We start from the raw sequence: 18107 nt of genomic DNA on the forward strand, positions 1-18107 counted from the left end.
GACGGAGGGGATTAAGTCGCAAATGGCACAAACGACCTGATCCCTTGCGTCTCCGGTGGCTACCGCCGCAACGGCAGCCATTGTCCTTCGCTGGCGCTGCGCCACAGCCATTCGACCGGCCCGAAACGATGGCCGCGCAGCCACCATGCACTCGCCCACAGTTGCAGTGGGAACACTACTGCAGCCACCAGCAGCACCGGCCACAGCCCGTGCAGCGGACCGATGCCCAGCCCGAAGCCGGCAAACAGCGGTACGCAGATCGCGCTTTGCAGCAGGTAGTTGCTCAGTGCCATGCGCCCGGCCGGAACGAACACGCGCAGCACGCGTCCGGCCCATGGGCGCAGATAGAGCAGGGCGAAGATCGCTGCCGCAGCGATGCCCAATGCCAGCGGCGCAACGCGGTACGACACGCGCAGCAGGTAGCCGGGCACGCCCCCTCGCAGCGCTGGCCATGCCTGCTTCAGTGCATCGGCATTGGCATCGATCCACAGGAACGCTGCCGTCAGCAGCAGGCCGCCCAGAGCGATTGAACGCAGCAGCGGCAGATGTGCCTGCGGCTGCAGCAGCAGGCCGCGACGGCCTGCCCAGTAGCCCAGCAGGAAGCGACCGAGTACGAAGAACAACAACGCCCAGTTGCTCAGCTTCAGCCACGCCGCCAGCTGCAGGTTGTGCCACCACGCCTGCGCCAGGCTTCCGTGCTCCAGCGCATCGAGTGCTACGGCGTTCATCTGCGCGCGCGGTGTGAGCAGGGCCACCCATTCGCGTATCCACGGCGCCAGCAGCGGAGGCAGCAACAGGGCAATGAACAGGCCGCTGAACAGCAGGGCGCGATCACCCAGGTGCCGGAACAGCGGCAGCAGCAGGCCGACCACGGCATACACCAGCAGGATGTCACCCCACCACAGCAGCACCGAATGCAGCAGGCCGATCACCAGCAGCACCGCCATCCGCCGCAGGTGCGCGGCCATGCTGCCCTGCGCATTGCCGTCCATCTGCATCGCCACGCCCATGCCGAACAGCAGCGAGAACAGCGTGATTGCCTTCATGTCCACCAGCCATTCCATGCCGGTGCGGATGGCCTGGTCGAGCGCCGCGCTGGGCAGTGCCTGCTGCGCGGCCTCGGTCATCAGCGCGTCGAGCGAGAAGAAGCGCAGGTTGACCAGGAACACGCCGAGCAGCGCGAACCCACGCAGGGCATCGATGAGGGGCTGGCGAGATGGACGTTGGGTCATGCCGCGCAGCGTAGCGGATCGGTAGTGCCGGCCGCTGGCCGGCAACCGTTGTTGGTAGATGCCGACCTTGGTCGGCGCTGTGGGTACCGTGCCAACCAAGGTTGGCACCCACCAGAGCGATGTGGCGGTTGTTGCAGGGGTAGTGCCGGCCGCTGGCCGGCACCTGCACCGCGATGGCCCACATCGATGAGGCTGCCGGCCAGCGGCCGGCACTACCGTATGGCGATCAATCGCCCAGCAGGGCGGTGTTGCGCACGGCGCCCTTGTCGGCGCTGGTGGCGAGCAGGGCGTAGGCCTTCAACGCGCTGGTGACCTTGCGCGGGCGCGGCGCGCGCGGCTTCCAGCCACGCGCATCGGCGTCGGCGCGGCGCTGGGCCAGCACGGCCTCGTCCAGCAGCAGATCGATGCGGCGGGCCGGAATGTCGATGCGGATGCGATCGCCATCTTCCACCAGGCCGATGACACCGCCGCTGGCCGCTTCCGGCGAGACGTGGCCGATCGACAGGCCCGAGGTGCCACCGGAGAAGCGGCCGTCGGTGAGCAGCGCGCACTGCTTGCCCAGCCCCTTCGATTTCAGGTAGCTGGTCGGGTACAGCATTTCCTGCATGCCGGGGCCGCCCTTCGGCCCTTCGTAGCGGATCACCACCACTTCGCCTGGCTGCACCTCGTCGGCGAGGATGCCGGCGACGGCGGCGTCCTGGCTTTCATAGACGCGCGCGCGGCCTTCGAACACATGGATCGACTCGTCCACGCCGGCGGTCTTCACCACGCAGCCATCGACGGCCAGATTGCCGCGCAGCACGGCGAGGCCACCTTCCAGTGAGTACGCATGCTGCAGTGAGCGGATGCAGCCCTCGGCGCGGTCCACGTCCAGCGTCGGCCAGCGCGTGGCCTGGCTGAAGGCCTCCTGGGTGGGGATGCCGGCCGGGCCGGCCTTGAAGAAGGTATGCAGGGTGTCGTTGTCACTGCGCAGCACGTCCCAGCGTTCCAGCGCGTCGGCCAGGCTGGCGCTGTGTACGGTCGGCACCCTGGTTTCGAGCAGGCCGGCGCGGTCCAGTTCACCGAGGATGCCGAACACGCCGCCGGCGCGGTGCACGTCCTCGATGTGGTACTTCGGCGTGTTCGGCGCCACCTTGCACAGCTGCGGCACGCGCCGCGACAGCGCATCGATATGGGTCAGGTCGAAGTCGACCTCGGCTTCCTGCGCCGCGGCCAGCAGATGCAGGATGGTGTTGGTGGAACCGCCCATGGCGATATCCAGGGTCATTGCATTGGCGAACGCGGCCTGGGTGGCGATGCCGCGCGGCAGCGCGCTCGGGTCTTCGCCGCCATACCAGCGGTGGCAGAGTTCGACGATCAGGCGGCCGGCGCGGCGGAACAGCGCTTCGCGGTCGGCATGGGTGGCCAGCGTGGTGCCGTTGCCGGGCAGCGACAGGCCCAGTGCTTCGGTCAGGCAGTTCATCGAGTTGGCGGTGAACATGCCCGAGCAGGAGCCGCAGGTAGGGCAGGCACTGCGCTCGAAGGCGGCCACCTTCTCGTCGGAGGCGCTGTCATCGGCGGCCACCACCATCGCATCGACCAGGTCCAGCTTGTGCTCGGACAGCTTGGTCTTGCCCGCTTCCATCGGCCCGCCGGAAACGAACACCACCGGGATGTTGAGGCGCAGCGCGGCCATCAGCATGCCCGGGGTGATCTTGTCGCAGTTGCTGATGCACACCAGTGCGTCGGCGCAATGCGCGTTGACCATGTACTCCACGGCGTCGGCGATGATCTCGCGGCTGGGCAGCGAATACAGCATGCCGTCGTGGCCCATCGCGATGCCATCGTCCACGGCGATGGTGTTGAATTCCTTGGCGACGCCGCCGACCTGCTCGATCTCGCGCGCGACCAGCTGGCCGAGGTCCTTCAGGTGCACGTGGCCGGGCACGAACTGGGTGAAGGAGTTGGCGATGGCGATGATCGGCTTGTGGAAGTCGCCGTCCTTCATGCCGGTGGCACGCCACAGGGCGCGGGCGCCGGCCATGTTGCGGCCGGCGGTGGAGGTGCGGGAACGGTATTCGGGCATGGCTGGCGGAACGGGCGGGCCGTACGACGTGGGGGTCAGCCGATCATGGCCAATTTTTTCGGTTGCTGCTGCAACCACCTTCACCGCTTGCAGCGGCTTGGTGGTCCGCGCATTTCCCCTTATCCCTGCGCCTTCGGCGCGCCCCCTTGAACAACAAGGGGGCTTCTTGCCGGAGACTTGGCTGTGCACGCCGGGCATAGCCGGGCGCCGCGGGGTGTGTGCCAACCAAGGTTGGCACCTACCAGTGCGGTGTGCCGCCCGGGGTCGGATCCCATCGCGGCGGGATGGGCTCTGACCCCAATGCCGACGAAAATGAAAGTCCGTTCATCTTTCGGACTTTGCCGATTCCGGTTGTTGGCCAGGATTTGGCATCATTGGGGCATTGATCCGTCGACAGGGCATGAGGCCATGAAACGTTCCCGCACCACCGCGCTGCTGCTGATGAGCGCTGCGCCGCTGCTGTTCACCGCCTGCCAGAAGGAGCCGGAGGTGAAGGTGCAGGAAGGCCTGTACACCTCGGTGGAGGCCTGCACCGAGGCCACCGGCGATCCGTCGTCGTGCCGCAATGCCTTCGCCGAAGCGCAGAAGCAGGCCGCCGATGCGGCACCGAAGTACGCCAGCAAGGAAGCCTGCGAGAAGGATTACAAGCCGGAGCAGTGCGTGCAGCAGCACACCTCGGCCGGTACCTCGTTCATCGGCCCGATGATGATGGGCTTCTTCATGTCGCAGATGCTGAGCAACCGCGGCGGCCTCGCCCCGCAGGCGCCGGCGGCGTCGCCGGCTTACCAGGACAAGAGCGCCGGCTGGGCGCGCCCGGCACCGGGCGGCAGCGGTGGCCTGAACACCGCCAGTGGCATCGGCGCCGGCAAGGCTGGCCTGGCCCCGGTCACCAGCGAACCGAACCGTGCGGTCACCGCCAGCCGTGGTGGCTTCGGCAACACCAGCGCGCGCCGCAGCACCAGCGGCAGCTACGGCGGCTGATCGACCCATGCAGCGCATCCGGATTGCCGAGCGTGCCCAGTGGCGGGCACGCGCGGAAGAGGCGGGTTTCCGCTTCCACACCATCGACGGCCAGCCGTACTGGGATGAAAGCGCGTACTACGCGTTCACCCTGCGCCAGATCGAACAGGACATCGAAGACCCCAGCGCCGAGCTGCACCAGATGGCGCTGGATCTGGTCGGCGATGTCATCGCCAGCGAACGCTTGATGGACCAGCTGGCGATTCCGTCGCACTACCGCGACTGGATCGCTGACAGCTGGCGCCAGCGCCAGCCGCACCTCTACGGCCGCCTGGACCTGGCCTACGACGGCACCGGTCCGGCCAAGCTGTACGAACTGAACTACGACACGCCGACCTCGCTGTTCGAGGCCAGCTTCTTCCAGTGGCAGTGGCTGGAAGACCAGCGCAACGCCGGTCGCCTGCCGCAGCATGCCGACCAGTTCAATGCCATCCACGAAGCGCTGGTCGAGCGTTTCGGCGAACTGGCCACGCAGCTGCCGCCGCCGCTGTACTTCAGCGCGGTGGGCAGTTCCGAAGAAGACCGTGGCACCGTCGATTACCTGCGCGACTGCGCTTCGCAGGCCGGCCTGCATGGCCAGGCCATCGCCGTCGAGGATATCGGGTTGTCCGAGGACGGCCGCTTCACCGCGCTGGATGATTCGGTGATCGGTACGTTGTTCAAGCTGTACCCGCTGGAAGACCTGATGGCCGAGGAATTCGGTCGCGCGCTTCCCGGCTCGGGCGTGCAGCTGCTGGAGCCGGCCTGGAAGGCGGTGCTGAGCAACAAGGGCATCCTGCCGTTGCTGTGGCAGCGCAACGTGGGCCATCCCAACCTGCTGGAAGCGCACTTCGATGACGGCAGCACGCTGGCGTCGGGCTGGGTGCGCAAGCCGCTGTTCTCGCGCGAAGGCGCGAACATCGAGATGCACCTGGCCGATGGCAGTACCCAGCGCAGCGACGGTCCCTACGATGGCCCGGCGATCATCCAGCGCGCGCATCCGCTCACCCGCTTCGAAGGCGGCTACCCGCTGATCGGCAGCTGGGTGATCGGTGACCACGCCTGCGGCATCGGCATCCGCGAGGACGACAGCGCGATTACCCGTGACAGTGCGCGCTTCGTGCCGCACGCGATCGTTGATGAGGCGCCGACGCGGATCTACGTCTGATGACGGTGCGGCGTTGGCCTGGCCGGCATGGGCGTCCCACGCCCGTGCCGGGCCGGCATTTCGATGACGGGCGCAGCCTGCAGGCCTTCGCGGACCGCGTCGCTGTGCGTTGCCATCGCTGCGACACCCCCGGCTGGGTGATCGCCAGCTGGAAACCTTATCGGTGGACGGCGCGATTCCGCTGCACCGGCTGCAGTTCTGCGTTGGACAGTGGTGACTGGGTCGGCGCGGTCTACATGCTGGGCCGCCAACCTTGTGGATTCTGTGGGCATCAGTGGCTGCATGTGCGTCGCCGGGTTCCCGCTGGCATCCCTGCACCGGCGTCCTTCGCTGCTCGATGTGCGCAATGTGATCGTAGTACCGATGTTTCGGTCTCGGTGCGTCCGTTGCGTGATGCCGAGCCTGCCGATCCGCACTTCGGATTGCCGCTGCGCCTGGTTGAACCGACCCGCGCGGGCCTGCTCTGGGCCTACAACGCTGAGCATCTGCAGGCACTGCACGAGTACGCGAGCGCGACACTGCGGGAAAGCCGCGGCCATCACCGATCCATGTTCTCGCGCCTGCCGCAGTGGATGAAGCTGGCCCGCAACCGGGTGCTGCTGCAGCGTGCGGTGGAGCGGTTGCAGCGGCGGTTGTTGCAGGGGTAGTGCCGGCCGCTGGCCGGCAACCGGTGTTGGTAGGTGCCGACCTTGGTCGGCGCTGTGGGTTTCGTGCCAACCAAGGTTGGCACCCACCAGAGCGATCGCTGGTATCAGAGCAGCCCTTCGCGCTTCACTGCCAGATAGCGCTCCACCAGCGCAGCAGGCAGCGCATCGGCGGTCACGTCCAGCACCATCACCTTCTCGCTGCGCAGTGCCTCGTGCGCCTTCGCGCGCTGCTGCAGGTACAGCGCCGCAGCGCCAGCCTGGGCGGCGTCCTCCAGCGACTGCACCTCATCATCGAGGACAGCATCCAGTTCGCGCTCGCGCAGGCTGGCCACGCACACCAGGTGGCGTTTCTGCAGCAGGCGCACTGCCGCCAGCAGATCCTCGATGTCTTCGTCGCGCACGTTGCTGACCAGCATCACCAGCGCGCGTCGGCGCTGGCGCAGCGACACCTCGGTGGCGGCGGCCAGGTAATCGGTGGCCACCGCGCGCGGCTGCAGGTCGTAGCTGGCACGCAGCAGGTGCTCGACCGTACCCATGCCACGCTGCGGCGCCACCCAGCGGCGCTCGCCACCGGCAGCGAACAGGCCGGCGGCATCGCCCTGGCGCAATGCCAGGTACGCCACCACCAGTGAGGCGTTCAAGGCGTGGTCGAAATGCGAGAGGCCGCCTTCGCTGGCCAGCATGCGCCGGCCACTGTCGAGCATCAGCAGCAGCTGCTGGTTCTTCTCGTCCTGGTACTCGCGCGAGACCAGCTTGCGCGCCCGTGCGGTGGCCTTCCAGTCGAGCTGGCGCAGGCTGTCGCCCACGCGGTATTCGCGCATCTGGTGGAAGTCGGTGCCTTCACCGCGGCGACGCTTCACGTGCGCACCCACCAGGCGCGAGGCCTGGTCGGCGCTGAACAGGGCGAAGCGGGTGAGCGGCACGAAGTTCGGATAGACCCGCACGTCCAGCGCGGGGGGCAGGGTGCGTTGCTGCCACCACAGCCGCCATGGCGAGCGCATGCGCAGATGCACGCCGTCGAAGCGGAAGCGCCCACGCTGGAGCGGCTGCAGGTGATAGTGAAGTGTGGAGGCGCTACCGGGCTGCAGGCGCACGCGCTGCGGCAGCGATTCCAGCGGCCATCCGCCGGGCACCAGGTCGAACACCTGCACCGTCATCGCTGCGTCTGCCTGCAATCGCAGTGCAGCCTCGCGGCGCACGCCCAGTGCCAGTGCTTCGGGCAGTTCGCGCTGGATCTGCGGCGATGGACGCCGCGTCTGCCGCCACAGGTCGAACAGCGCAGGCAGTGCGATGGCCACCGCGGCCAGCGCCCAGCTCCAGCGTGGCAGCAGGTCGCCCAGCACCAGGCCGCCCAGCGCGGCCCAGGCCAGCAGCAGCGCCAGCAGCAGCGGGGCCGGCCTCATCGGCGCGGCGCTTCCACCTTGACCAACAGCGCGCCCAGCACATCGTCGGCGTCCTGGCCCTCGATCTGCAGTTCCGGGGCCAGCGCGATGCGGTGGCGCAGTGCCGGGCGGGCGATGTCGCGCACATCATCCGGAGTGACGAAATCACGACCGGCCAGTACCGCCTGCGCGCGCGCGGCACGCACCAGCGCGATGCTGCCGCGCGGACCGGCGCCGACCGCGATTCCCGGCCACTGCCGGGTGGCGGCAACGATGCGTACCGCGTAGTCAATCACTTCGTCATCGACCGTGATCGCCGCAGTAGCACGCTGCAGCGCCAGCAGTTCGCCGGCGCCGAGCACGCGCGGTACCTGGCTCAGGTCGAAATCGCTGGCGGCGCGGCCGCTGGTGATCGCGGTCACCATGCGCTTCTCGTCCTCCAGCTGCGGGTAGTCGATCAGCACTTTCAGCAGGAAGCGGTCCAACTGGGCTTCCGGCAGCGGGTAGGTACCTTCCTGTTCCAGCGGGTTCTGCGTGGCCAGCGCCATGAACGGTGGCGCCAGGGCGAAGGCCTTGCCTTCGATGGTCACCTGGCCTTCCTGCATCACTTCCAGCAGCGCCGACTGGGTCTTGGCCGGCGCGCGGTTGATCTCATCGGCCAGCAGCAGGTTGGTGAACACCGGGCCACGACGGATCTTGAAGCTCTCGCTCTTCGGGTCGTACACGGCGTGGCCGCTGACGTCGCTGGGCATCAGGTCGGGGGTGAACTGCACGCGCCCATAGTCCAGCTCCATCGCCTGCGCCAGCGCGCGCACCAGCAGGGTCTTGCCCAGCCCCGGCACGCCCTCGATCAGCACGTGGCCACCTGCCAGCAGGGCCACCAGAATCTGGTCCAGCACATCGGCCTGGCCGATGAAGGCATGTCCGACGGCGGTGCGGATGGCATCGACGCGTTCGATCAGGCGGGCATCGGCGGCCGCCGGCAGCTCGGGGACTTCGGTCATAGCAGGGATCTCATCTGGAGCAGCAAGCGGATGCGCTCGCGCAGGGCGGAGGAATCGTGCGGCGGAGGCGGTGTGAGCGCGCTGGCAACGCGGCCCTGCGGCCACTTCAGCAGCTCGGCGATGGCCTGATCGCGTGGCGCACCGTCCAGTGCGGCGGCAATCGGTGCGCGCAGGCGCAGGCGGTGCAGGAACAGGGCGAGGACGGCCTCGTACAGGCGCGCGCCGTGGCCGAAACGCAGCAGCAGTTCACCACTGGCGCGCACGTGCTCCAGCAGCGAACGGCGTTCCAGTACCGGTGACGGCAGCAGGCTGCCGAAGCGCTGCGAGCGGCCCCACAGCCAACCCAGCAGGGCCAGCAGAAGTGGCGCCCACAGCGGCCAGCCCTGGTAGAAGACGCGTGCCCACAGCGATGGCGGACGGCTGGCGTAGATCAGCCAGACCGTACCGTTGCCGTAGTTCGGGTCCAGCAGATGGCGGGTCAGGTCGCGGTGCGAAGCATCGTGCAGGCCATCGCTGGCCCTGCCGCCCGCCGAGGCCAGGCGCGCTGCCGGTGAATCCACCTCGCTGCGCATGAACTCCATGTCAGCCAGCACGCTCACCTTGCCCTGGCCATGGCGGAGGCGTGCGAACACGAGATCGCGATCACCGCCCCAACGGCGCTCGGCCTGCGCACTGGCCGCAAAGCCCAGGGTGAAACGGCGGCCACCGCAGAATTCAACGTGGCCCGGATCATCGTCGACATGGAAGGGTTGGCAGTCGCTGCGCTGGAACAGGCTGTCCACGCCCAGCCGGTCCAGCAGCGGCCCCTGCGTGCTGCCGGCATCGTCCTCGGCCGGCGGCGGTGTGCGTACCAGCAGGTGGCCGCCATCCTCGACCCAATCCAGCAGGGCGTTGGCGACGGGCGGCGGCAGCTCGCTGCTGTCCTGCAGCAGCACCACCGTGTCGTGCGGCCCCAGCGTCATCTGCTGCAGTTCCAGCCGGGGCAGCGAATGCACGTCGATGCCGTCGGCACGCAGGGCCTGGCCAAGCACGTACAGCGGGTTGTAGCCGGCTTCGCCCTGCGGCGGCAGCCGGATGGTCTCGGTCACGCGCTCATGCGTGCGCAGGTAGAGGATGGTCAGCGGCACGCCGAACAGAACCAGCACGCCCAGAAGCAACGACCAGAACAGGCGCGGGCTCATGCCTGCCACCCGTACTGCTGGCGCAGCGCTGCGGCCAGTGCGTCGAAATCGCTGCGGCTGGGCAGGCGGCCACCGTAGGCCGCGTACTGCCACATGCGGACGATGCGCGCGAACAGGTCACGGTCGGTGGCGTCAGGCATGCGTCGCGATGCGCGCAGGCACTGTGCTTCGGTGGCGCCGGGGGGCAGCGCGATGCCACTGCGCTCCCCCACGGTACCCACGCTGGCACGGTAGAGCAGGGCCAGCGCCTGGCGGGGTCGGCCCTGGTCCCAGAGCAGGCCGGCCTGCGTGGCCACGTCCGGCGGCAGCACCACGGGCAGTTCCACCTGTTCCTCCATCACCTGCGGTGGTGCATCGGCCTTGCGCCGGCCGCTGCCGCGCAGCCAGGGCAACCACATCCGCGCCGTCAGCAGCAGCACCAGCAGCAGGACGCCGAGCAGGCCCCACAAGCCCCACTCGGCCAACCGTGCCAGCCAGGCGATGCCATCCTTGCGCGCCTTGCGTTCGCCCCGGGCGCTGCTGTCACTCTGCAGCTGCTTGTCTTCCTTCTTTTTTTCCTCGGCCTGTTCGATCGGCTTCCAGTGGGTGACCTGGCGGGTCGGGCGCTGCAGCGGATCCTCGTAGGCGCGATTCACCGCCTGGCGGAAACCGGCAGTGTCCACCGGCGTGCCACCGAAGATGGTGGCCGGCGTGTTGGCCGGGTCGATGGTCGGTTCTTCGTCGTCCTCTTCGGCGGCAATGCCGCTGGCGCTGGGTTTGCCCATTGCGCGTTCGGGCTCGGCATCTGCGTCCTGCGCGTGCACCGGTGCGGAGGCCAGCGGCAATGCCAGGCACAGCAGCAGGGCCAGCGTCGATGCCGCCGGCAGCAGGCGATCGCGCAGGCGGCGCAGGGCGATCTCGACGTCCCAGGCTTCCATCTGCGTACGCCGGTTCAAGTACAGGCCAAAGCCCGCACCGACGAAGAACGGGCCGATCAGCGCCGAGGCCAGCCAGCAGGCCAGATTGAAACCGAAGCGTGCCCATGCGGGCGTGTCCTTGCCGATCATGTCCCACGCCGCGCGCCAGGATTCGGACATCAGGTCCAGCGGCATGAACATGAACACTGCACCGATGGCACCGGACACCAGCACCGCTTCGAACGCCATGCAGGTCACGGTCAGCACTGTCGCCGCACCTGCGGCGCCGGCCGCCACCGCACGGCGGCGTGGACCGCGCTGGCCCGGTGCGTTGCCTTCCAGCAGGTTCACCGGCAGGCACAGGCTGCGCAGCACGCTGAAGCGACGCCAGCCAAGGTAGCCCCAGAAACCGGTGTTGCCCCAGTGGCGCTGCGCACGCAGGGCCGAAAGCGTGCTGACCGGTTCGCCGAAGATGCCGCGCGACAGCACATACAGCGGCGCACGCTCGAACAGCGGCTTGCACCACCACATCGCCAGCCAGGCCCAGCCGAAGGCATCCAGCCACCCTCCCAGCACGTTGAAGATCACGAACAAGGGGGCACTGGCCAGCAGCCAGCTGCCCCACACTGCGCGCGCATGGCGGCGGGAGAGGGCAGTGCCCAGCTCCATCGCTTCCCAGCCGCTGCGTGCACGCAGCACCACGTCCAGGCGGTCAATGCGCATGGCCGTCTCCACGCCCGCCACGCCACAGCCACAGCAGCACGCCGGCCCAGAGCACTCCGGCGACGCTGAACTTGATCCATGCGGGGACTTCGGCGATCGACGACCAGAACGCTTCGATGAAGGCCGCGACCAGCAGCATGAACGCCACGCCCAGGCACAGCCGGGCACCGATGCGGCCACCGTCGACCAGCGCATCCAGGCGGCTGCGCCGGCCCGGTGCCAGCAGTTTCATGCCCAGCTGCAGGCCGGCACCGCCGGCGATCACGATCGCGGTCAGCTCGAATGCGCCATGGCCGACCACGAAGCGCCAGAACGGTCCACCGTGCCCGATGTGCTGCAGGTGGCCGGCCACCGCACCGATGGTTACGCCGTTGAACAGCAGCACCAGCAGCGTGCCCAGCCCGGCCAGCAGGCCGCTGGCGAAGGTGCGCAGGGCAATGCTGATGTTGTTGAGGATGTAGTGGCCGAACATCATCCAGTCGGTGCCGCTGTCGCGGCCCAGTCGTTCGGCAGCAGGGTCGTACATGCGCTCCATCGCGGCGATCTGGCGGTTGTCCATCAGCGTGTGGATCAGGTCCGGATGGACCTGTGCAAGCACGAAGCAGGCGATCGCCGGCAGCGCGAACATCGCCAGCGCTACCCACATGCTGCGTGCCTGGCTGCGCACGAGCAGCGGGAAGTCGGCCACCAGGAATTCCAGCGCGGCGCGCCAGCGCGTCGGCCGTGTGCGGTACAGCACGCTGTGGCCCTGCTGCATCAGCTGCTGCAGGCGCTGGACCAGCTGCGGGCTGTAGCCGCGCTCGCGGGCCAGCGCCAGCTGCTGGCACAGGCGTCGATAGCGTTGCGGGACGGCGGTATCGTCCAGTGCCAGGCCGCTGGCCTTGCGGCGCGCGCGGCGCGAGGCGCCGGCACGCAGCAGCAGCCACTGTTCCAGCTCCTCCCATTCCTGGTGGTAGCGGGCGACGAACTGTTCCTGTTTCATCGCCGCCCCAGCAGCCAGTTGGCCATTGCATACAGGCGCAGCACACCGATCTGGCCCAGGCTGCCGGTCAGGGGTTCGGCAATGCCGGCCAACTCCTGCTGGCGGGGCGCGGACAGACGTGGGGCGCGCTCGGCGAAGGCCATCAGCGCGGCCTGTTCCTCCAGCCGCAGCGGCTGCGGTGGGGCCAGCACGCTGTCGATGGTGGGGGGGGGCGGCAGGTACGGTACAGGCGCGTGTACCACCACGGTGCCGGCAACCAGATCGCCGAGGCGGCGGCCGTGCGGATCGAACAGGCTGCTGACCAGGCCCAGTGCATAGCCAAACGGCAGCATGTCCACCGTACGCAGCAGGTTGCGGGTGATCGCCGCCATCCAGCCCACGGGCGCGCCATCGCGGGACAGCACGCGCAGGCCCAGCGCGCGCTTGCCCAGCGTGCGGCCCCACAGCGCCTCGCACACGATCGGGTAGACCCAGTAGACCAGGAACATCAGCACCAGGTTGAGGCCGGAGCCGAATTCGTCCAGCACCGCCAGCGGGATTGCCATGAGCACCAGTACCGCGATGCGCACGCCAAGATCGACCAGCCACGCCATGGCCCGCGGCAGCGGCCCGGCTACCGGCAATTGAAGCAGCACGCCCTCCGGCGTCACCACCTCACGGTAGGTATCGAGCATCGGTGCGGCCATCAGCGCGATGGCCTTCGTTGTGGGCGCCGGAGTCCTCTCCGGCGGGCAACCACAGGCATGGGGGGGTCTCGACAGGTCCTGGTCGGGCCCAGACTTTAGCAGAGCCGCGTGGCGGCGTTGGCTGCTCAGCCCCGGTACTCGTCCTTCAGGCGCACGTAGTGGTCGGCCGAATAGTGCAGCGACTCGATCTCCTTGTCGCTCAGCGTCCGCGCCGGCCGGGCCGGGTTGCCGACCCACAGCTCGCCTTCGCCCACCACCTTGCCGGGGCCGATCACCGCGCCGGCACCGACGAAGCCGTGGCGTTCAACGCGGGCACCGTCGAGGATGCAGGCGCCCATGCCGATCAGGCTGTAATCGCCGATGGTGCAGGCATGGATGATGCAGCCGTGGCCGACGGTCACGCCCTCGCCGATCAGGGTCGGGTAACCGGCCTTGTTGTACGGGCTGTGGTGGCTGACATGGATGATGGTGCCGTCCTGCACGTTGGTGCGCGCACCGATGCGCACGTAATTGACATCACCGCGGATGACCGTGCCCGGCCACACCGACACGTCGTCGGCCAGGTCCACGTCGCCGATGACGGTGCAGGCCGGGTCGATGTACACGCGCTCGCCGAGGACGGGCATCTTGTCGCGGAAGGGGCGCAGCGGGTTCATCGGTGTCTCCGGAAATCAGGGCATTCGCGACGATGATACGCGTGCGTCCGCTGGGGGAGGTACCGCCCTGGGGCCGCGCGGATACGCAGTAGATCCACGCCATGCGTGGATGGTGATCTCGGTGCCGACCAAGGTCGGCAGCTACCAGAAACGGGTGCAACCGCTCAGGCCGGCGCGTGCTCGGCCAGCATCTGCCGGAACAGCGCGTCCAGCCGGGTGCTGTCGCCCTGCCCAGCGGGCAGATGCGGGGCCTGCTCGACGCGGGCGGCCAGCTCACGATCGATGAAATCGCTGATCGCCGCGATGCGCGGTCCGGCACTGACCTCGGCACTGGCGCGTTTCACCACCAGCAGGGCATCGATGGCTTCACGCACCGGGCCATGTGGCAGCAGCCGGTCCAGCAGATCCTCGAAGGCCATCGGCTGGGGTGTCTGCTCGTGTTCGATCCACTGGCAGGCCAGCAGTGGGCGCAGCACGTACAGGTACTTCTTGGTGCGTACCGTTTCGCCACGCAGGTAGCCGCGATGGTTCGAGCGCGCCATGTTGAAGTAGTGCCACCACGTGCCCAGTGGTGAATGGAACGACTCAGCTGCCTTCCACAGCTGCGACACCGCGGTGTGATCCTGCTGGTAGATGATCGGCGAGCGCAGCCACTCGATCAGTGTCGGATTGGATTTTGAAACCAGGCGCAGCGCTTTGCGCAGGTCCCAGCCGCTGACGTCGAGTTCATCGTCGATCGGCAGTTCGATCACATCGCGCTGTGCTTCACCGGGGCCGGTGCTCTCGTTGACGGTGAGATACCACGGCTGGCGATGCACGTAGATGAAGCGCGCGTCGTAGTCGCTGTCCGGCGAGGAAAAACCCCAGCCGCGGCTGCCGGATTCGCAGGCCAGCAGCACACGCACATCGTGGCGCTGTTCGATGTCGGCGAGGGTGGAAAGAATGGCGGCGCGCTTGTCCGGCGCGATCGGGTGGATGTCGTCCATGCAGTCGTGATTCGTTGATGTCGAGCGTTCTCGAATGTAGCGCAGATCGAACACACTGCGCCTGCCGGGCCAAGCCAGGCGAACGCGATCACGGCTCGTAGCTGTAGCCCATGCCGTACACCGAACGGATCGGTTCGCCTTCCATGCCGGCGTCGGCCAGCTTGCGGCGCAGGTTGCGCACATGGCTGTCGACGGTGCGGTCGACCACCACGCGATGGTCCAGGTACAGCCGGTCGAGCAGTTCATCGCGCGCCCAGATCCGGCCCGGCGTGGCCAGCAGCGTGCGCAGCAGGCGGTATTCCACCGGGGTCAGGTCCAGGCCCTTGCCGTTCCAGGTGGCGCGTGCGGCCGGCTCGTCGATGTGCAGGCCGCCGTTGGCGCGCGCACCGGGGTCCGGGCGGTAGCGGCGCAGCACCGCCATCACCCGAGCGACCACTTCACGCGGACTGAACGGCTTGCAGATGTAGTCGTCGGCACCGATCTCCAGGCCCAGCAGGCGGTCGATCTCTTCCACCCGTGCGGTGACCATGATGACCGGCACATCGCTGCCGGCGCGCAGTTCGCGGCACAGGTCCACGCCGTCGCGCTGCGGCAGCATCAGGTCCAGCAGCACCAGGTCGGGCTGGTAGCGCGCGAACGCCTCGATCACCTGGCCACCGTCGTCCACCCACTCGCTGGCCATGCCGGCAGCGGCCAGGTAGTCGCGCAGTACCGAGGCCAGGCGTGGCTCGTCCTCGACGATCAGGATCTTCGCGGACGTGGCGGGCGACGTGCTCATGCAGGCTCCGGCAGGGTGATGACCACGCGCAGCCCGCCCAGTGGCGAGGGCTCGGCGTGGATGACGCCGTGGTGGGCCAGGATGATGTTGTGGCTGATGGCCAGGCCCAGCCCGCTGCCGCCACTGGCGCGGTTGCGCGAACTTTCCACGCGGTAGAAGCGTTCGAACAGCAGCGCGCACTTGTCGGCCGGCACGCCCGGCGCGGTGTCTTCCACGATCAGCTGCAGGCCGGCAGGCACGCGCGCTGCCTGCACGAGTACGCGGCCACCGGCGTGGGTGTAGCGCAGTGCATTTTCCAGCAGGTTGGCCAGCACCTGCTGCAGGCGCCGTTCGTCACCGGACACCTGCAACGGCGTGGCGGGCAGATCTTCTTCCAGCGCCAGGCCTGCATTGGCAAAGCGCACGCGCATGCCATTGAGTTCGCTGCGAAGCAGCGCCACCAGGTCCAGTGGCGCGAAGCGGTACGCCAGGCCGCCGGACTGGGTCATCGACAGGTCGTGCAGGTCGTCGATCAGCTTGCCCAGCTGGCGGATCTCGCCCTGCAGGCCCACCAGGTTGGCGCGGTCCAGCGGACGGATGCCATCTTCGATCGCCTCCAGCTCGGCGCGCACCACCGCCAGCGGCGTGCGCAGTTCATGCGAGATGTCGGCAATGAAGGCGCGGCGGTTGCGCTCGGTATCGTCCAGCGCCTGCGCCATCCGGTTGAAGTCGTTGACCAGTGCGTCCAGCTCATCGTCGCTGGTGCGCTCGATGCGGGTGGCGTAGTCACCGGCGGCCAGCCGGTGCGTGGCCGCGGCCAGCTTGGCCAGGCGCTTGCGCAGCGCACGCGATACCAGCCAGGCCAGCAGTACCGTCACCAGCAGTAGTGCGATGCCGATCACCCACCAGGCACGCACCTGGGTGTTGTAGAAATTCAGGTCGTTGGTGGCGATGACGGTCTGGAAGGGGACCATGCCCAGCCAACCTACGGTCTGCCCGTCCACCTGCACCGCGTGCGGCTCGTCATCGCTGGTGGCGTCGGGGTTGCCGGCCACGAAGCGGTGCTGCGCATCGAACAGGCCCAGACGCGAGGGCACGCCGGTCTGGTCGGACAGCGGCGGCACCGGTCCTTCGTGCCCATGGGCCAGATCCGGGCGCAGCAACCGCGCCCAGCGGTCGCCATCACCGTGCAGATGTTCCCAGCCAGCGTGCTCGCGGTACTCGCGCTGCAGGTGCGGCATCAACCGCTGCATGCGCAGATCGCCCTGGTCGTTGAGGTAGTCCAGGAATCCGGTCTGGAAGGCCACGCGGCTGGCAATACCGTTCACTGCCAGCACCAGCAGGCAGGCGGTGAAGATCGCGAGGAAGGTCTTCGCGGTCAGGCCGAATTTGAGTCGAATCTTCGCCATCGCGGAGGCCATTAGCGGCGCATGCGGCGCCGAAAGCAAGCGCCAGCTGAGCCGGTCGCACAATCTCCATATTCTCTGCACAGTTCCACGGCAGCGTGCACGGGTCCACGCAAGGCCCCCACGCCCCCCATGTCCCTCCTGCGCCCGCTGTCCCGTTCCCCGCGTCCCCTGCTGCTGCCCCTGCTGCTGGCCCTGGCGGCCTGTTCGGCGGGCAGGACTGAAGCCCCGGCCATGCCCGAAGTGGGCGTCATCACCGCCAGAGCGCAGCCGCTGGCACTGCAGCAGACCTTGCCCGGCCGCGCCGTGCCGTTCGAGATCTCCGAGGTGCGGCCGCAGATCGGCGGCCTGATCCGCCAGCGTCTGTTCACCGAAGGCCAGCAGGTCGAGGCAGGGCAGCTGCTGTACCAGGTCGACCCGGCGCCGTACCAGGCTGCTTTCGATACCGCGCGCGGGCAGCTGGCGCAGGCCGAGGCCACTGTGTTGTCGGCACAGCCGAAGGCCGAGCGCACCCGCGCGCTGGTGAGCATGGATGCGGCCAGCAAGCAGGATGCCGACGACGCCACCTCGGCGCTGAAGCAGGCGCAGGCCAACGTGATCGCCGCGCGCGCTGCATTGCAGGCCGCCCGCATCAACCTTGACTACACGCGGGTGACCGCGCCCATCGACGGTCGCATTGGCACTTCCAGCGTGACCGCTGGTGCGCTGGTCGCGGCCGGGCAGGATGCCGCGCTGACCACCATCCAGCGGCTGGACCCGGTGTACCTGGATGTCACCCAGTCCAGCACGCAGATGCTGGCGCTGCGCAAGCAGCTCGATGCCGGCCTGGTGAAGGCCATCGATGGCAAGGCACAGGTGAAGGTGCTGCTGGAGGACGGCAGCACCTATGCGCATGAGGGCACCCTGGAGTTCGTTGGCAGCGCGGTTGATCCGGGCACCGGCAACGTGGTGCTGCGCGCGGTCATCCCGAACCCGGACGGTCTGTTGCTGCCCGGCATGTACCTGAAGGCGGTGCTGCCGATGGCCACCGACGCGCGCGCGCTGCTGGTGCCGCAGAAGGCGGTGATGCGCAACGAGCGCGGCGAGCCGCTGCTGCGCCTGCTCGACGCCAGGGATCATGTGGTCGAGCGCCGGGTCAGCACCGGCCAGGTGGTCGGCAACCAGTGGCAGATCACCGATGGCCTCAAGGCCGGCGAACGGGTGATCGTCAGCAACGGCAGTGCGGTATCACTGGGCCAGCAGGTGAAGGCGGTGGCGGCCACGACGGCGCAGCTGGCCGCGATGCCAGCGATCGACCCGAACGGCAACACCGACGAAAAGTCGCACTGAGGCCTGCC

Annotated in this window: 16 protein-coding genes; 4 read left to right on the plus strand and 12 right to left on the minus strand. The window is 68.3% G+C overall.

Going from position 1 to position 18107, the window contains the following annotated elements:
- Positions 1 to 59: 59 nt before the first annotated feature.
- On the minus strand, positions 60 to 1232 hold the full coding sequence (locus AC5P57_RS11880; protein ID WP_262235496.1) for a DUF418 domain-containing protein: 1173 nt from the start codon (positions 1230 to 1232) through the stop codon (positions 60 to 62).
- A gap of 226 nt (positions 1233 to 1458) precedes the next feature.
- Positions 1459 to 3297, minus strand: a complete 1839-nt coding sequence (gene ilvD / locus AC5P57_RS11885; protein WP_099551705.1) for a dihydroxy-acid dehydratase — start codon at positions 3295 to 3297, stop codon at positions 1459 to 1461.
- Between the two features lie 408 nt (positions 3298 to 3705).
- On the opposite strand from ilvD, the gene AC5P57_RS11890 reads away from it, so the two are divergent.
- The 3 genes from AC5P57_RS11890 to AC5P57_RS11900 are packed head-to-tail and all read left to right on the plus strand — an operon-like array spanning position 3706 to position 6111.
- On the plus strand, positions 3706 to 4278 hold the full coding sequence (locus AC5P57_RS11890) for a DUF1190 domain-containing protein (RefSeq protein ID WP_014038869.1): 573 nt from the start codon (positions 3706 to 3708) through the stop codon (positions 4276 to 4278).
- 7 nt (positions 4279 to 4285) lie between these two features.
- A complete protein-coding gene (locus AC5P57_RS11895; protein ID WP_099551704.1) occupies positions 4286 to 5464 on the plus strand; it encodes a glutathionylspermidine synthase family protein in 1179 nt (392 codons plus the stop codon).
- On the plus strand, positions 5464 to 6111 hold the full coding sequence (locus AC5P57_RS11900) for a hypothetical protein (RefSeq protein ID WP_099551703.1): 648 nt from the start codon (positions 5464 to 5466) through the stop codon (positions 6109 to 6111). Before AC5P57_RS11895 ends, AC5P57_RS11900 begins: the two co-directional genes overlap by 1 nt.
- A 104-nt stretch (positions 6112 to 6215) precedes the next feature.
- Here the strand turns inward: AC5P57_RS11900 and AC5P57_RS11905 are convergent, their stop codons facing one another.
- From AC5P57_RS11905 to baeS, 10 genes are all read right to left on the minus strand, one after another.
- Positions 6216 to 7514: a DUF58 domain-containing protein gene (locus AC5P57_RS11905; RefSeq protein ID WP_099551702.1), complete on the minus strand. Its 1299-nt coding sequence runs from the start codon at positions 7512 to 7514 to the stop codon at positions 6216 to 6218.
- Entirely contained in the window at positions 7511 to 8497 is a 987-nt protein-coding gene (locus tag AC5P57_RS11910; protein WP_262235493.1) for an AAA family ATPase, read from the minus strand. The genes AC5P57_RS11905 and AC5P57_RS11910 overlap by 4 nt, the downstream gene beginning before the upstream one ends.
- On the minus strand, positions 8494 to 9678 hold the full coding sequence (locus AC5P57_RS11915) for a DUF4350 domain-containing protein (RefSeq protein WP_099551700.1): 1185 nt from the start codon (positions 9676 to 9678) through the stop codon (positions 8494 to 8496). The genes AC5P57_RS11910 and AC5P57_RS11915 overlap by 4 nt, the downstream gene beginning before the upstream one ends.
- Positions 9675 to 11297, minus strand: coding sequence for a DUF4129 domain-containing protein (locus AC5P57_RS11920; RefSeq protein ID WP_099551699.1), 1623 nt, complete (start codon positions 11295 to 11297; stop codon positions 9675 to 9677). The genes AC5P57_RS11915 and AC5P57_RS11920 overlap by 4 nt, the downstream gene beginning before the upstream one ends.
- Positions 11287 to 12279 carry a stage II sporulation protein M gene (locus AC5P57_RS11925; RefSeq protein WP_099551698.1) on the minus strand — a complete coding sequence of 331 codons (993 nt, stop codon included), beginning with the start codon at positions 12277 to 12279 and terminating at the stop codon, positions 11287 to 11289. Before AC5P57_RS11925 ends, AC5P57_RS11920 begins: the two co-directional genes overlap by 11 nt.
- Positions 12276 to 12965, minus strand: coding sequence for an RDD family protein (locus AC5P57_RS11930; protein WP_099551697.1), 690 nt, complete (start codon positions 12963 to 12965; stop codon positions 12276 to 12278). The genes AC5P57_RS11925 and AC5P57_RS11930 overlap by 4 nt, the downstream gene beginning before the upstream one ends.
- 125 nt (positions 12966 to 13090) lie before the next feature.
- The gene (locus tag AC5P57_RS11935; RefSeq protein ID WP_099551696.1) at positions 13091 to 13621 is read right to left on the minus strand and encodes a gamma carbonic anhydrase family protein; all 531 of its coding nucleotides are present in this window, start codon (positions 13619 to 13621) and stop codon (positions 13091 to 13093) included.
- 164 nt (positions 13622 to 13785) lie between these two features.
- On the minus strand, positions 13786 to 14607 hold the full coding sequence (locus AC5P57_RS11940; RefSeq protein WP_099551695.1) for a nucleotidyltransferase domain-containing protein: 822 nt from the start codon (positions 14605 to 14607) through the stop codon (positions 13786 to 13788).
- An 88-nt stretch (positions 14608 to 14695) separates the two neighbouring features.
- Positions 14696 to 15385, minus strand: coding sequence for a response regulator (locus AC5P57_RS11945; RefSeq protein WP_099551694.1), 690 nt, complete (start codon positions 15383 to 15385; stop codon positions 14696 to 14698).
- The gene (gene baeS / locus AC5P57_RS11950; protein ID WP_099551693.1) at positions 15382 to 16785 is read right to left on the minus strand and encodes a sensor histidine kinase efflux regulator BaeS; all 1404 of its coding nucleotides are present in this window, start codon (positions 16783 to 16785) and stop codon (positions 15382 to 15384) included. The genes AC5P57_RS11945 and baeS overlap by 4 nt, the downstream gene beginning before the upstream one ends.
- A 117-nt stretch (positions 16786 to 16902) precedes the next feature.
- Between baeS and smeA the strand changes: the two genes are divergently transcribed.
- Positions 16903 to 18099 (plus strand): multidrug efflux RND transporter periplasmic adaptor subunit SmeA, encoded by a 1197-nt coding sequence (smeA, locus tag AC5P57_RS11955; protein ID WP_099551692.1) that lies wholly within the window; start codon positions 16903 to 16905, stop codon positions 18097 to 18099.
- Positions 18100 to 18107 lie beyond the last annotated feature (8 nt).

The organism is Stenotrophomonas sp. YJH_SMC_79 (assembly GCF_059367995.1).